The following is a 13,973-nucleotide window of genomic DNA, read 5'->3' on the forward strand; positions in this document are numbered from 1 at the left end:
AGGCGGGGATCCAAGCCGAGCCGACGAATAAGGCGCGGCGGCGGCGGTGCCCTGAAAGTCAGCTTGGGTCCCCGCCTTCGCGGGGAAGAGCGGTGGAAAGTGCGGCAAAACAAAAAGCCCGCCCTCGTCGCCGAGAGCGGGCTCTTCGAAGCCGGGAAGGCGCCGACCCCTACGGGATCGGGTTGGCTTCCAGGCGCTTGTCGATGTAGCCGCCGACCGTCTGCTCGACGAAGGGCAGGTGCTCGGCCCAGAAGTGGGTGGCCTTGTCGATGACTTCGTAGTCGATGACGATGCCCTTCTGGGTGCGCAGCTTGGAAACGACGCGCTCGACCTCGACGGGCGGCACGACGGTGTCGGCGCCGCCGGTCAGGATCAGGCCCGAGGCCGGGCAGGGGGCCAGGAAGCTGAAGTCGTACATGTTGGTCGGCGGCGAGACCGAGATGAAGCCGTCCGTCTCGGGGCGGCGCATCAGGAGCTGCATGCCGATATAGGCGCCGAAGCTGTAGCCGGCGACCCAGGTCTGGGCGGCGGCGGGGTTGTTGGCCTGCAGCCAGTCGAGCGCGGTGGCCGCGTCGGCCAGCTCGCCGATGCCGCTGTCGAACTCGCCCTGGCTGCGGCCGACGCCGCGGAAGTTGAAGCGCAGGGTCGCGAAACCGCGCTTCATGAACAGGTGGTACAGCTGCACCGACACCGGGTGATTCATGTGGCCGCCGGCCTTGGGGTGCGGGTGCAGGATCAGCGCGATCGGCGCGTTGTCGGTCTTGCCCGGCGAATAGCGGCCTTCGATACGGCCCGCGGCGCCAGTCAAAATAACGTCAGGCATTCAGATCCCCGTCACGAGTTGGGGCGTCGGGGGCCGCTCCATTCGCCACGAAGGGCGCATGGAATACTTGACCGCCGCGCTTGGTCTTCCTAAATCCGCATCGCGCGAAGCGCCCTTGCCGGGCGCGGCGCGAAGTCGCGGCTTGTAGCATACGCAAATGCGGTTGCGCGGGGAATCTGCAAGGGAGAGCGCCGGATGCGCCTGAGCACGAAGGGACGTTACGCCGTGATGGCCATGACCGACCTCGCCCGCAAGCAGGACGAGGCGGAAGGGCGCGCGGTGGCGCTGGCCGAGATCGCCGCCCGCCAGCAGATCTCGCTTTCCTATCTCGAACAGCTTTTCGCCCGCCTGCGCCGAAAAGGCCTGGTGGTGAGCGCCCGCGGACCCGGCGGTGGCTATCGCCTGGCGGCCGAGGCCCGCGCCACCCGCATTTCCGACATCGTCATGGCCGTCGACGAGCCCCTGCGCGCCACGCGCTGCGGCGTCGGCAAGAGTGGCCACAAGGGCTGCATGGCCGGCGGCGCCAAGTGCCTGACCCACGACCTCTGGGAGGAAATGGGCCGGCAGATCCATTCGTACCTGGCCTCGGTGACCATCGCCGACGTGCTGGAAGGGCGTCTGCGGCCGGAGGCGAAGGTCGCGGCGTGACCAGCAAGCCCGCCATCTATCTGGACTACAACGCCACCGCCCCGATCCGCCCCGAGGCGCGTGAGGCGGTGCTGCGCGCCTTTGAGCTGGCCGGCAATCCAAGCTCGGTGCACGCCTTCGGCCGCGCGGCCCGCGACGTGGTCGAGACCGCCCGCAAGCAGGTGGGTGAGCTGGTCGGCGTGGTCGCCGGCTCGGTCACCTTCGTCAGCGGCGGCACCGAAGCCAACGCCCTGGCCATCGAGAGCGCGGTCGCCTCGGGCGTCAAGCGCCTGGTGGTCAGCGCCATCGAGCACGACGCCGTGGTCGAGACGGCCGCCGCCAGCGGCGTTTCGGTCGCGGTGCTGCCGGTCGACGCTCACGGCGTGGCTGACCTTTCCAAGCTTTCCGAACTGCTGGCGGGCGCGGGGCGCACGCTCGTTTGCCTGATGCTGGCCAACAACGAGACGGGCGTCATCCAGCCGGTTGCGGAAGCTTCGGCGATCGTCCGCGCGGCTGACGGCCTGTTGCATGTCGACGCCGTGCAGGCGGCCGGCAAGATCGCCATCGATTTCTCAGACCTGGGCGCCGACACCCTGGCGCTGTCGGCCCACAAGATCGGCGGCCCTCAGGGTGTCGGCGCCCTGGTCGTCGGCACGCGAGCCAATGTGGTGCGTCGCCAGCATGGCGGCGGCCAGGAGCGTGGCCGCCGTGCGGGCACCGAGAACGTCGCGGGTATTTCCGGGTTCGGCGCCGCCGCATCGGCGGCCCTGCGGGACTTGCCCCAGGCGGCCGATCAGGGCATTTGGCGCGACCTCCTGGCCCAGCGGGTCAAGGAGGCTGGCGGCGTGGTGCTCGGGGAGGGCGCGGAACGCCTGCCTCAGACCCTGTGTCTCGCCGCCGAAGGCTTCGCCTCGCAGGTCCAGGTCATGAACCTGGATCTCGCCGGGGTGATGGTCAGCGCCGGCAGCGCCTGCTCGTCGGGCAAGGTCAAGGCCAGTCGCGTGGTCGAGGCCATGGGCCGCACCGATCTCGCCCCCTTCGCGCTGCGCGTCAGCGGCGGCTGGGCGAGCACGGAAGCGGATTGGATTGTGTGCGGCGACGCCTGGCTCGCCGCCTGGAAGCGTATCGGCGCACGGCGCCGGGAGGTGGCTTGATGGCCGCGGTCAAGGAAACGATCGACACCGTCGCAGCGCTCGAGAAATACGAGCACGGCTTTACGACTGATATCGACCAGGAGTTCGCCCCCAAGGGCCTCTCCGAGGACATCGTGCGCTTCATCTCGGCCAAGAAGGACGAGCCGGAATGGATGCTGGAATGGCGTCTTGAGGCCTATCGCCGCTGGCTCGAGCTGGAAGAGCCGGACTGGGCCAAGGTCAGCTATCCCAAGATCGACTACCAGGACACCTACTACTACGCCGCGCCGAAGACCAAGGAAGGGCCCAAGAGCCTGGACGAGGTCGATCCCGAGCTGCTGGCCGTCTACGAGAAGCTGGGCATCCCGCTGAAGGAGCAGGCCGTGCTGGCCGGCGTCGAGGGCGCGCCGCGCTACGCCGTGGACGCGGTGTTCGATAGCGTGTCGGTCGTGACGACCTTCAAGAAGGAGCTGGCCCAGGCCGGCGTCATCTTCTGCTCGATGAGCGAGGCGATCCGCGAGCACCCGGAACTGGTCAAGCAGTACCTGGGCAGCGTGGTGCCGACCTCGGACAACTATTTCGCCTGCCTCAACAGCGCGGTGTTCTCGGACGGCTCGTTCGTCTACGTGCCGCCGGGCGTGCGCTGCCCGATGGAGCTGTCGACCTATTTCCGGATCAACGCCAAGGATTCCGGCCAGTTCGAGCGCACCCTGATCATCGCCGACAAGGGCGCCTACGTCTCGTATCTGGAGGGCTGCACGGCCCCGATGCGCGACGAGAACCAGCTGCACGCGGCCGTGGTCGAGCTCGTCCTGCTGGACGACGCCGAGATCAAGTACTCCACCGTCCAGAACTGGTATCCAGGCGACCCGGAAACGGGGAAGGGCGGCATCTACAACTTCGTCACCAAGCGCGCCGACTGCCGCGGTGATCGCAGCAAGGTGTCGTGGACCCAGGTCGAGACCGGCTCGGCCATCACTTGGAAGTATCCGTCCTGCGTGCTGCGCGGGGAGGGCTCGTCGGGCGAGTTCTACTCGATCGCCGTGACCAACGGTCATCAGCAGGCCGACACCGGCACCAAGATGATTCACCTGGGCGCCAACACCAAGTCGCGGATCGTCGCCAAGGGCATCAGCGCCGGCAAGTCGACCAGCACCTATCGCGGCCTGGTCTCGGCCCACCCCAAGGCCAAGGGCGCGCGCAACTTCACCCAGTGCGACAGCTTGCTTATCGGCAAGACCTGCGCGGCCCACACCGTGCCCTATATCGAGGCCCGCAACGGCCAGTCGGTGTTCGAGCACGAGGCCACCACCACCCGTCTGTCGGACGACCAGCTGTTCTACTGCCAGCAGCGCGGGCTTTCGCAGGAAGAGGCCGTGGCCCTGCTGGTCAACGGCTTCGTCCGCGACGTGCTGCAACAACTGCCCATGGAGTTCGCCGTCGAGGCCCAGAAGCTCGTGGCGATTTCTCTCGAAGGATCCGTCGGTTAAATGCTTTCGATCAACAACCTCCACGCCCGCGTCGAAGACAAGCCGATCCTGAAGGGCGTCACGCTCGAGGTGCCGGCCGGCGAGGTGCACGCCATCATGGGTCCGAACGGCGCCGGCAAGTCGACGCTTTCGTACGTGCTGAGCGGTCGCGGCGGCTATGAAGTGACCGAAGGTTCGGCCAGCCTGAACGGCGAGGACCTCTTGGAGCTGGAGCCCAACGAACGGGCCGCCAAGGGCGTGTTCCTGTCGTTCCAGTATCCGCTGGAGATCCCGGGCGTGCCCGCCCTGACCTTCATCCGCACCGCCGTCAACGCCCAGCGCCGCGCCCGCGGCGAGGACGAGATCGCCGCACCGGCCTTCCTGAAGCTGGCCAAGGAAAAGGCCGCCTCGCTGAAGATCGACTTCGAGATGCTCAAGCGCGGCCTGAACGTCGGCTTCTCGGGCGGCGAGAAGAAGCGGATGGAAATCTTCCAGATGGCGATGCTGTCGCCGAAGTTCCTGATCCTCGACGAGACGGACTCGGGCCTGGACATCGACGCCCTGAAGATCGTCTCCGAAGGCGTCAACGCGCTGCGTTCGCCGGAGCGCGGCATGCTGGTGATCACCCACTACCAGCGCCTGCTCGACTACATCAAACCTGACCGCGTGCACGTGCTGGCCGCCGGCCGCATCGTCGCCTCGGGCGGCCCGGAACTGGCCCTGCAGCTGGAAGCCGAGGGCTACGACAAGTACGTCGGAGCCGCCGCCTGATGAGCCTAGCCACCGCTCTCAAGACCGGCGACGCCACCGTCCTGCCGTCGCGCCGCGACGAGGACTGGCGCTGGACCGACCTGCGCGGCCTGATCCGCGTGCTGCCGGAGCCTGCACCGAAGTTCGACGGCGAGGTTCCGGCCGGTCCGTTCGCGGGCCTGACCGATGGCGAGATCCTGTTCGTCAACGGCCGCCACGTGGCCACCAGCGGGCAGGGCGAGGTCATGGGCCTGCGCTTCGTCGCGGCGACCGACAAGGCCTCGCAAGGCGCGTCCTACGCGCTGGTGGTCGAGCCGGGCGCGAACCTCACCCTGCTGGAGAGCCATGAAGGCCGCGCGGCCGGCTACGTCACCGACGTCGCGCTCGACATCGCGGTGGGCGAGGGCGCGAGCCTGACCCGCATCGTGCTGGTCGAGGACGAGGCCGAGGCCGTCAACGTGGTCACCGCCCGGGTGGAGCTTTCCGCCGGCGCGACCTTCAACCAGACCGTCCTGACCGGCGGCGCCCGTCGCCAGCGGATCGAGACCCAGGTGGCCCATCCGGGCGCCCACGCCCAGGTGCGCCTGGACGGGATCTATCTGCTGAACGCCCAGCGTCACGCCGACCAGACCACCGTGGTCACCCACGACGGCGTCGACGGCGTCACCAGCCAGCTGACCAAGGGCGTGGTCGCCGATCAGGCTCGCGGCGTGTTCCAGGGCCGCATCATCGTCGCCGAAGGCGCCGACCAGACCGACGCGCGCATGGGCCATCATGCCCTGATCCTGTCGGACAAGGCCGAGGTCGACGCCAAGCCGGAACTGCTGATCTTCGCCGACGACGTCTCGTGCGCCCACGGCAACACGATCGGCGCCCTGGACGAGGAAGCGGTGTTCTACGCTCGCCAGCGCGGCATTCCCGAGCTGGAAGCCCGCGCCATGCTGACGGAGGCCTTCGTCGGCGAGGTGGTCGAGCGCATCGAGCACGACGGCGCCCGCCAGATCGCCGCCGCCTGGGTCGCCAGGCAGCTGGGGCGTGAAGAATGAACGCGACCTTCGATCTCGACGCCATCCGCGCCCAGTTCCCGATCCTGTCGCGGACGGTGCACGGCAAGCCGCTGATCTATCTGGACAGCGCCGCCAGCGCCCAGAAGCCCGACGCGGTGCTGGACGCCATGACGGGCCTGGCCCGCACGAGCTACGCCAACGTCCATCGCGGCCTGCATACGCTCGCCAATGAAACGACGGAAGCCTATGAAAAGGCGCGTGAAACCATCGCGCGCTTCATCAATGCCGACGTCAATGAGATCGTCTACACCAAGAGCGCCACCGAGGCGGTGAACCTGGTGGCCGACACCTTCGGGCGATCCTTGAAGGCCGGCGACGAGATCGTCCTCAGCGAGATGGAGCACCACGCCAACATCGTGCCGTGGCACTTCCTGCGCGAGCGCTACGGCGTCGTGCTGAAGTTCATCCCCGTGCTCGATGACGGCCGGCTCGACATGGAGGCCTATGCAGGCCTGCTGTCGGAAAAGACCAAGATGGTCGCCGTCACCCACATGTCGAACGTGCTGGGCACGGTCAACGACGTGGCCACGATCATCCGCCTGGCTCACGACGCTGGCGCGCCGGTGTTGCTCGACGGCTGCCAGGGCGTCGTCCACACCAAGGTCGACGTCAAAGCCCTGGACGTCGATTTCTACGTCTTCAGCGGCCACAAGCTCTATGGCCCCACCGGCATCGGCGTGCTGTACGGCAAGGCCGAGCGGCTTGCCGCGTTGCCCCCTTACCAGGGCGGCGGCGAGATGATCGGTTCGGTCTCGCTGGACAAGATTACCTATGCCGACCCGCCGCACCGCTTCGAGGCCGGCACGCCCGCGATCCTGGAAGCCGTCGGCCTGGGCGCGGCCATCGAGTGGCTGAACACCATCGACCGCGACGCGGCCCTGGCCCACGAGCATGCGCTTTACGAGCGCGTGGCGGCCCGTTTGGAAGGCGTCAACGGCGTTCGGATCCTGGGCACGGCCCCAGGCAAGGGCGCGGTGATGAGCTTCGTCGTCGAGGGCGCCCACGCCCATGACGTGGCCCAGGTGCTGGACCGCTACGGCGTGGCCGTGCGCGCCGGCACCCACTGCGCCGAGCCCCTGATGAAAAGGTTCGGGGTGACGTCGAGCGCCCGCGCTTCCTTCGCCCTATATAATACGCCTGCCGAGGCCGACGCGTTCGTGGACGCGCTGGACAAGGCCCGTAGCTTCTTCAGTTGAGCCGATGACCGACCAAGCCCCCGCCGCGACGGCCCTGTCCCAGGACGAGCTGAACCGCCTGACCGACCAGCTGATCGAGAAGCTGAAGACGGTGTACGACCCGGAAATCCCGGTCGACATCTATGAGCTCGGCTTGATCTACAAGGTCGACGTCAGCGACGACAAGGACGTGGCCATTGACATGACCCTGACCGCGCCGGGCTGCCCGGTGGCCGGCGACATGCCCGGCTGGGTCAAGGACGCCGTCATGGAGATCGAGGGCATCCGGTCGTGCAATGTCGACCTGACCTTCGATCCGCCGTGGGACTCCTCGCGCATGAGCGACGAGGCCAAGCTGCAGCTGAACATGTTCTGAGGCAGGAGCCCGCCATGGAAGCCGCCGTCAGCCCCCGTCCGCGCCGCCCGCGTCCCAAGGTCGTCACCCTGACCGACGCCGCCGCTGCACGGGTGAAGGAGATCATGGATAGGGCCGATCAGCCCTATGCAGGCCTGCGCGTGGGCGTGAAGAACGGCGGCTGCGCGGGCCAGGAATACGTCTTCGAATACGCCAAGGAGAAGGGCCCCATCGACGAGATCGTCGAGGACAAGGGCGTCACGATCCTGATCGAGCCCAAGGCCGTGCTGTTTCTGATCGGCACCGAGATCGACTACGAGATCACCAAGCTGTCGTCGAAGTTCGTGTTCCATAACCCGAACGAGACCGACGCCTGCGGCTGTGGCGAGAGCGTCACGATCCAGCCCGCGCCCGAGGCGCTGGATTGAACTGGAAGCCAGGCGCGGCTCGGCGCGCATAGAGCGCCATTGTCACGATCGACAGTGCGGCGCTGGCAACCAGCATCCATAGCCCGGCTGACTGCGCGCCGACCGGCGCGAGCAGCAGGCCGACGCCCAGGAAGTTCAGGGCGATCTTCGGATGCTCGATCGGCGGGTAGTTGAAGTCCTGCCCCGGCAGCGCCTGCTGCAAACCGGCGACGACAAGGTTGCGGCCGATCAGCACCAGCGGCACGGCGATCCAGGCGCCCGGAAACGCGCCGGCCGCCATCAGGGCGCCGAGGCTGACCAGGGTCAGCATCCGGTCGGCCAGCAGGTCGAACATCGCCCCGAAGGCCGAGGTCAGTCCGAAACGACGGGCGACCCAGCCGTCGAGCACGTCGGTCAGGCCAGCCCCGAGGAACAGCGCCAGGGCGGTCCAGCCGGCGTCGGCGAGTACGGCCCACACGAGAAAGGGCAGGGCCAGCAGGCGCAGGGCGGTCAGCAGGTTGGGCAGCATGTCGGCTCTCCTGCGGGGGTGTTTCGGTTCGGTCCTAACCCTTGAACGCCATGGTCACGCCGAGCGCGACGACGGCGATGTTGACGGCCAGGACCAGGAAGGGGAGCACGCAGCTGAACTTGAACAGCCCCGGGCTTTCGAACAGGCCGCTGACGAGACTTCCGACTGCCGCTCCCGCTGTGCTGAGCGGCAGGGCGGCGGCGAGCCACATCATCGGCGTGGCTCCGCTGCCGTTGAGCATCAGCGCCACGAGAAGGGCGATGGCGAACGCTGGGGCCGTGACCACAGCCCAGATCACGGTGGCGGCGAGCACCCTGTCCCAGGGCGGATCACGGGGCGGGGCTTGCTCGGGAGGCACGGATCAGGCCGCCGCTTCGGCTTCATCGGCCGACGGCTTCCTCGGCGGATCGACCAGAACCGAGGCCTTGACCGGCTGGCCGGTGGCCTGGGCGATTAGTTCGTTCGTGCGGTTCTCGACCGTGTTCTCCAGCAGCTTCATGAACTCGGCCTTCTGCAGGCCCTGGGGCAGGGCGGGCAGGAACTCGACCGTGGCCTGGCCGGGGGTCTTCCTGGCCTCCTGCTGCTTCCAGAAACAGCCGAGGTTGGTCGCCACCGGCACCACCGGCAGGCCGAAGTCCTGGCTCATGTGGTAGACGCCGGTGCGGTAGCGGAAGCGCTCGCCCGGAGCGGCCAGGTGGCCTTCCGGGTAGATCAGGATGCGGCGCCCCTCGGCGGCGACCTGGGCGGCGCTCTTGGACAGGGCCGCGCGGGCCTCGGGGCCGCCGCAGCTGTCGACGACGATGGCGCCGAACTTCTTGAGGATGTTGCCCAGCAGCGGGAACTTCTCGAGGTGATCGCCGGTGACGAAGGAGAGGTTGTCGACATTGGCGAACATCACGAAGCCGTCGCCCCAGCTGTGGTGCTTGGCGGCGATGATGAAGGCGCCCTTAGGCAGGTTTTCCTGGCCCTTCAGCTCGACCTTGATCCCGGCCAGGGTGCGCAGGGCCCACAGCATGCGCTTGGAATAGAGCCGTAGCGCGAAGGTCACCGGCCGGCGGCCGGGCAGCAGCGCCGAGAGGGCGGCCGACAGGCCGTAGAAGATCGACAGAACCCAGTAGTAGGCGTTGAACAGCGCGCTGCGCATTGCTCGGTCCTTTGAGAGGGCTTGTGGCTTGGTGAGGGTCAGCGGGCCTTGAGCACGGCCTGGACGGCCGCGGTCATCAGGCCAGCATGGGCTGAAAGAGCGTCCTCGCCCAGACGGCCGTAGGCCCTGTTCTGCGCGGTCTGGGTGATCACGCCGATGGCCATGGCGGCCACCACGCGCGGATCGCCCGGCGGCAGCTCCATCTTCAGCATGGCGTACTTGATGATGGTCTCGACCAGGGTGACGGGGTCGCGGCCGTCGTCCTGGTAGTAGGGCAGGAAGTGGTGCAGTTGCAGCAGGTGGAACGAGAACAGCGTCCAGTCCTCGTCGGCGGCCGTGCAGTAGGCCTTGACCAGCGCGGCGGCCTTGGCCTCGACGCCGTGGACGGCGCCGGCCTCGGCCTCAATCAGGTCGGACAGGCGCTTGTGGGCGGCCATGAACAGGCCGATGGCCAGCTCGTCCTTGCTCTTCCAGTGGCGGTAGATCGCCCCCTCCGACACCTCGGCGCGGGCGGCGATCAGCTTGGTCGTGGCGCCGTCGACGCCATGGGCGGCGAAAACCTCGAGGGCGGCGCGTTCGATGCGGGGCTTGGCGCTCATGGAACCGACGTTACCGCAATTCGCGACGCTTGCAAGTAAATGCTCACATACTGGTCGCGGCGATTGACGGAAGCGGCGGGCGCGGTCATGGACGGCCATGGTCCAGACGGTTCTGATCTATTCCATGGGCGAGGTGATCGGCGACGGCCTGATCAAGCTGCCCTTCATCGCCGGCCTGCGCGCGGCCTTTCCCCAGGCGCGGATCACCTGGTGCGCGGCCAAGGGGACCACGGTCTATGACGGGCCGCTGAAGCGCGTGGTCGCCGGCTATGTCGACGAGGTGCTCAAGGACGGCGTCACCGGCGCGGCCGCGCTGGACGTGCTGCCCTGGGTCAAGCCGTTCGGCGGCCGGACCTTCGATCTGGTGATCGACACCCAGGAAAACCTGCGCCGCAGCCTGGTGGCCCGGCGGGCTGTCGCCAGGGGCGGCCGCTTCGTTTCGGCGGCCATGCAGGCCCGCAAGCCCGACTGGCCACCGGCCGTGGTCGATCGGCTGGCGCGGCTGCTGAGCCTGGCCAGCGACGGGCAGGGCGCCTTGCGGCCCCTGGCCCTGAACGAGACCGAAGCCGTCTCCGCCGCCCGGGCGCTGCTGCCGGACGGTCCGGCCTATGTGGGCCTGGCCCCCGGCGCCGGCGGCCAGGAAAAGCGCTGGCCGCTGGAAAGCTATCTCGACCTGGCCCGCGCCCAGCAGGCGGCGGGGCGCACGCCGGTGTTCTTCTTCGGCCCCGACGAGGCGGCCGACGCGGCGATCGCCCGGGCGCAGGTTCCCGGCGCGCTGTTCCCGGAGGCTGACCGAACCGACGGCTTCACCGGCGTGAAGGGGCCGATCCTGGCCATCGCCCTGGCCGGACGACTGGCCGCGGCCGTGGCCAATGACGCCGGTCCGGGCCACATGCTGGCGGCCGGCGGCGCGCCGTTGCTGTCGCTGCAGCTGAACCGTCGCAAGGCCGTGAAGTTCAAACCCGCCGCCCAGCGCCTTGAGATGCTGTGCGCCGAAGACTACGGAGAGGGCATGGCCGCCCTGCCGCCCGATGCGGTCAAGGCCGCCCTCGACACCCTGATCGCCGGAGTTTCCTGATGTCCATCCTCGCCCCCATCTCCGCCGGCGAGCTCGTCGACAAGATCACTATTCTGCGGGTGAAGGCCGAGCGCATCGGCGACGCGGCCAAGGAGGCCAATGTCCGCAAGGAGCTGGCCCTGCTGGAAGGCATCGCCGCCGGCGCCCTGACGCCCAGCGCCGAGCTCGACGCCCTGACGGTGGAACTGACCGCCATCAACGCCGCCCTGTGGGACATCGAGGACGGCAAGCGGGCCTGTGAACGCAACCAGACCTTCGGTCCCGAGTTCGTCGAGCTGGCCCGCCGCGTCTACAAGGACAACGACAAGCGCGCGGCCGTGAAGCGCCAGATCAACGCGCTCACGGGGTCGGACATCGTTGAGGAGAAGAGTTACAAGCCGTACTGATTATGAAGTTAAATCAGTAGCTTAATCTGAAAATATGAAGGGGTGGCCGCTGGAGCGGTCGCCCCTTCTTCGTGGCCTGTCCGTCAGCGGGGCGAGGGCAGGAACGACGGAACGCGCGCCTGGAGCAACGCCACCAGGGCCTCGTCCATGAAGTCGTACTCGTCGGGAATACCAAGGCATACCACCTTGGCGCGAAGATGCTTGCGGTACTTCTTCGACAGCTTGGCCCGATGCGTCTTCTCCATGACGAAGATCACGTCGGCCCAGGCGACGTTCTCCGGCGTCACGGGATTTTCGGCGTCGTTGTTGAGGCCGGCCGAGTCGACCTCGATTCCCGGCCAGCGTGAAAACACCTGCTCGGCGGTGGGGCTGCGAAGCTTGTTCTGGCTGCAGACGAAAAGCACGTTCATCGCGGCAGTCCAGCTTGGTGTCAGCGGCCTTTGAATGCCGCCGGGCGCTTCTGGAGGAAGGCGCTGACCCCCTCGATGAAGTCCTCGGTCTTGCCGCTGGCGCGCTGGGCGTGGCGCTCGGCGTGCAACTGGCCGACCCAATCGGCGTCGAGGCTGTTCCAGACCAGGCGGCGGATCTCGCCCAGCGAAGCGGGGCCGTCGGCCAGGGCGCGGGCCAGTTCGAGGGCCTTGGGCATCAGGTCGGCGTCGGGAACGCAGCGGTTGATCAGGCCCCAGTCCAGGGCCGTTGCGGCGGAGATTTTGTCGCCCAGCAGCATCATCTCCATGGCCCGCGCCTTGCCCACCAGGCGCGGCAGCAGATAGGTCGAACCGCCGTCGGGCACGAGGCCGATCCGGCGGAAGGCCTGGAGGAAGTAGGCGCTCTGCGCCGCCACCACGATGTCGCCCAGCAGGGCCAGGGAGCAGCCGATGCCGGCGGCCGGGCCGTTGACGGCGGTGACGATCGGTAGCGGGAAATCGCGCAGCAGGGTGACCAGCGGATTGTAGACGCTCTCCAGCGCCGCGCCCGCGTCCGGCTTGCCGTCGGCGTCCATCGGGCGACCGGCCGTGGCGCCGGCCGAGAGGTTGGCGCCCGAGCAGAAGCCGCGACCCTCGCCCGTCAGGATCACCGCCCGGGCCTCGACCTTGCCGGCCGCGATGGCCCCGAAGGCCTGGGCCAGTTCGCGGGCGACCTCCGGACTGGCGGCGTTCAGCGAGGCGGGGTCGGACAGGGTGACGACGGCCACGCCGTCCTGGGTTTCCAGCCGGATCTTCTCGTAGGCCATCTTATCCTCCGGGCGTCTTTGCGCGCCTGGAGAGCAGCTAGGCGCGACTGTCCCTGCGGAACGCAAGAGCCGCCGGCGCCAGAAGCGCCGACGGCTCTCTCAAACCCGGTTCTCTGGAGAAGAACGGGTATCCCTTCAGGCCGCGTTGGCCGATTCCGACTGGGTGTCCGCGGCGGTGACGCGGTTGCGGCCGCTGCGCTTGGAGGCGTAGAGGGCCGCATCGGCGCGCTCCATGACCGAATGGCCGGTCTCGCCCTTGCGGCGTTCGGCGAAGCCCGACGACAGGGTGATCGCGCCCAGGTCTTCGTTGGTGGAGCGGCGCTTGAGCATGCGCGAGGAGACCTCGACACGGATCTCTTCCAGCGTTGCGCCGACGACGGCGGCGGCTTCGCCCGGGAAGATCATCGCGAATTCCTCGCCGCCGTAGCGCGCGGCGAAGCGGGGCAGGGCGGCCACGCGGCCGATGACGCTGGCGACGTAGCGGATGACCTGGTCGCCGGTCTGGTGGCCCCAGGTGTCGTTGAAGCCCTTGAAGTGGTCGATGTCGAGCACGGCCAGGCAGATGGCCGAGCCGGCCTCGTCGGCCTCGGCGCAGGCGCGCTCCAGCTCTTCGTCGAAGGCCTTGCGGTTGGCCAGGTTGGTCAGGCCGTCGGTGGTGGCGTCGCGGCGCACCTGCTCCAGGTGTTCGCGCAGGCGGTCGACCTCGGCGGTCGACTCTGCCAGGCGGCTTTCCAGCGCCTTGTTCTCCTTGGCCACGCGACGGGTAGCGTCGGCCAGGCCGGCGACCACGGCCTTGATGCCTTCGACGCCGGTCGGGGCGTCGAGATCCTTGGACACGCCCGCCAGGGTCTTGCCGAAGGCGGCGTTGGTCTTCTGGGCGTTCTGGATGGCCTTGGAGACCGACTCCAGCTCCTTGGAGAGCAGGTCGCCGGCGTCGCGGATCTGTTCGTTGAGGCGCGCCTTGGGCAGGTAGGCCGCGGCGAGCTCCTCGCTCAGCATCTCGGTGATGGGCTCGCCCATCGAGATCAGGCGGGTGATCTCGCGCGCCAGGGCGCCGTCGGGATCGGCCACGTAGTGGGTCCAGAGTTCGAAGTTCAGCGCGGTCGGCCAGATCTGATGACGCTCCATCAGGTCCAGGGCCCGACGGGCGATCTTGTAGGCTTCCGGGCCGCGCAGAGTGGTCTCGACGTCCGACAT

Annotated in this window: 18 protein-coding genes; 10 read left to right on the plus strand and 8 right to left on the minus strand. The window is 68.2% G+C overall.

Features of this window, described 5'->3' with window-relative positions:
- Positions 1-169: 169 nt before the first annotated feature.
- Entirely contained in the window at positions 170-823 is a 654-nt protein-coding gene (locus tag P7A99_RS19375) for an alpha/beta hydrolase (RefSeq protein ID WP_101717897.1), read from the minus strand.
- Between the two features lie 195 nt (positions 824-1,018).
- Between P7A99_RS19375 and P7A99_RS19380 the strand changes: the two genes are divergently transcribed.
- From P7A99_RS19380 to P7A99_RS19415, 8 genes are read left to right on the plus strand one after another with little or no spacing between them, the layout of a single operon-like run.
- The gene (locus tag P7A99_RS19380; protein WP_277795398.1) at positions 1,019-1,471 is read left to right on the plus strand and encodes an Rrf2 family transcriptional regulator; all 453 of its coding nucleotides are present in this window, start codon (positions 1,019-1,021) and stop codon (positions 1,469-1,471) included.
- On the plus strand, positions 1,468-2,604 hold the full coding sequence (locus tag P7A99_RS19385) for a cysteine desulfurase family protein (protein WP_277795399.1): 1,137 nt from the start codon (positions 1,468-1,470) through the stop codon (positions 2,602-2,604). The genes P7A99_RS19380 and P7A99_RS19385 overlap by 4 nt, the downstream gene beginning before the upstream one ends.
- Positions 2,604-4,073 carry a Fe-S cluster assembly protein SufB gene (sufB, locus tag P7A99_RS19390; protein ID WP_116563600.1) on the plus strand — a complete coding sequence of 490 codons (1,470 nt, stop codon included), beginning with the start codon at positions 2,604-2,606 and terminating at the stop codon, positions 4,071-4,073. The genes P7A99_RS19385 and sufB overlap by 1 nt, the downstream gene beginning before the upstream one ends.
- Complete coding sequence (gene sufC / locus P7A99_RS19395; RefSeq protein WP_101711973.1) at positions 4,074-4,823, plus strand: Fe-S cluster assembly ATPase SufC; 750 nt, start codon at positions 4,074-4,076, stop codon at positions 4,821-4,823.
- On the plus strand, positions 4,823-5,848 hold the full coding sequence (sufD, locus tag P7A99_RS19400) for a Fe-S cluster assembly protein SufD (RefSeq protein WP_277795400.1): 1,026 nt from the start codon (positions 4,823-4,825) through the stop codon (positions 5,846-5,848). The genes sufC and sufD overlap by 1 nt, the downstream gene beginning before the upstream one ends.
- Positions 5,845-7,065 carry an aminotransferase class V-fold PLP-dependent enzyme gene (locus P7A99_RS19405; RefSeq protein ID WP_277795401.1) on the plus strand — a complete coding sequence of 407 codons (1,221 nt, stop codon included), beginning with the start codon at positions 5,845-5,847 and terminating at the stop codon, positions 7,063-7,065. Before sufD ends, P7A99_RS19405 begins: the two co-directional genes overlap by 4 nt.
- Before the next feature lie 4 nt (positions 7,066-7,069).
- Entirely contained in the window at positions 7,070-7,420 is a 351-nt protein-coding gene (locus P7A99_RS19410) for an SUF system Fe-S cluster assembly protein (protein ID WP_116491340.1), read from the plus strand.
- 14 nt (positions 7,421-7,434) lie between these two features.
- Positions 7,435-7,827, plus strand: coding sequence for a HesB/IscA family protein (locus P7A99_RS19415; protein WP_277795402.1), 393 nt, complete (start codon positions 7,435-7,437; stop codon positions 7,825-7,827).
- Here P7A99_RS19415 and P7A99_RS19420 read toward each other — a convergent pair.
- From P7A99_RS19420 to P7A99_RS19435, 4 genes are read right to left on the minus strand one after another with little or no spacing between them, the layout of a single operon-like run.
- Positions 7,793-8,335, minus strand: a complete 543-nt coding sequence (locus P7A99_RS19420) for a CDP-alcohol phosphatidyltransferase family protein (protein ID WP_277795403.1) — start codon at positions 8,333-8,335, stop codon at positions 7,793-7,795. The genes P7A99_RS19415 and P7A99_RS19420 overlap by 35 nt on opposite strands.
- 34 nt (positions 8,336-8,369) lie before the next feature.
- Positions 8,370-8,648 (minus strand): hypothetical protein, encoded by a 279-nt coding sequence (locus P7A99_RS19425; RefSeq protein WP_277795404.1) that lies wholly within the window; start codon positions 8,646-8,648, stop codon positions 8,370-8,372.
- Between the two features lie 48 nt (positions 8,649-8,696).
- Positions 8,697-9,479 (minus strand): lysophospholipid acyltransferase family protein, encoded by a 783-nt coding sequence (locus P7A99_RS19430; protein WP_277795405.1) that lies wholly within the window; start codon positions 9,477-9,479, stop codon positions 8,697-8,699.
- Positions 9,480-9,517: 38 nt separating this feature from the next.
- Positions 9,518-10,078 (minus strand): TetR/AcrR family transcriptional regulator, encoded by a 561-nt coding sequence (locus tag P7A99_RS19435; RefSeq protein ID WP_277795406.1) that lies wholly within the window; start codon positions 10,076-10,078, stop codon positions 9,518-9,520.
- 97 nt (positions 10,079-10,175) lie between these two features.
- Between P7A99_RS19435 and P7A99_RS19440 the strand changes: the two genes are divergently transcribed.
- Together P7A99_RS19440 and P7A99_RS19445 are read left to right on the plus strand one after the other, a co-directional pair.
- A complete protein-coding gene (locus tag P7A99_RS19440; protein ID WP_277795407.1) occupies positions 10,176-11,156 on the plus strand; it encodes a glycosyltransferase family 9 protein in 981 nt (326 codons plus the stop codon).
- On the plus strand, positions 11,156-11,542 hold the full coding sequence (locus tag P7A99_RS19445; RefSeq protein ID WP_277795408.1) for a DUF6165 family protein: 387 nt from the start codon (positions 11,156-11,158) through the stop codon (positions 11,540-11,542). Before P7A99_RS19440 ends, P7A99_RS19445 begins: the two co-directional genes overlap by 1 nt.
- Before the next feature lie 83 nt (positions 11,543-11,625).
- Here the strand turns inward: P7A99_RS19445 and P7A99_RS19450 are convergent, their stop codons facing one another.
- The 3 genes from P7A99_RS19450 to P7A99_RS19460 all read right to left on the minus strand — a co-directional run bounded on the left by P7A99_RS19450 (position 11,626) and on the right by P7A99_RS19460 (position 13,973).
- Positions 11,626-11,952 (minus strand): low molecular weight protein tyrosine phosphatase family protein, encoded by a 327-nt coding sequence (locus P7A99_RS19450; protein ID WP_277795409.1) that lies wholly within the window; start codon positions 11,950-11,952, stop codon positions 11,626-11,628.
- Positions 11,953-11,972: 20 nt separating this feature from the next.
- Positions 11,973-12,776, minus strand: coding sequence for an enoyl-CoA hydratase/isomerase (locus P7A99_RS19455; protein WP_277795410.1), 804 nt, complete (start codon positions 12,774-12,776; stop codon positions 11,973-11,975).
- A gap of 135 nt (positions 12,777-12,911) precedes the next feature.
- Entirely contained in the window at positions 12,912-13,973 is a 1,062-nt protein-coding gene (locus P7A99_RS19460; protein WP_277795460.1) for a GGDEF domain-containing protein, read from the minus strand.

The sequence above is a fragment of the Caulobacter endophyticus genome (assembly GCF_029543245.1).
Classification (GTDB): domain Bacteria; phylum Pseudomonadota; class Alphaproteobacteria; order Caulobacterales; family Caulobacteraceae; genus Caulobacter; species Caulobacter endophyticus_A.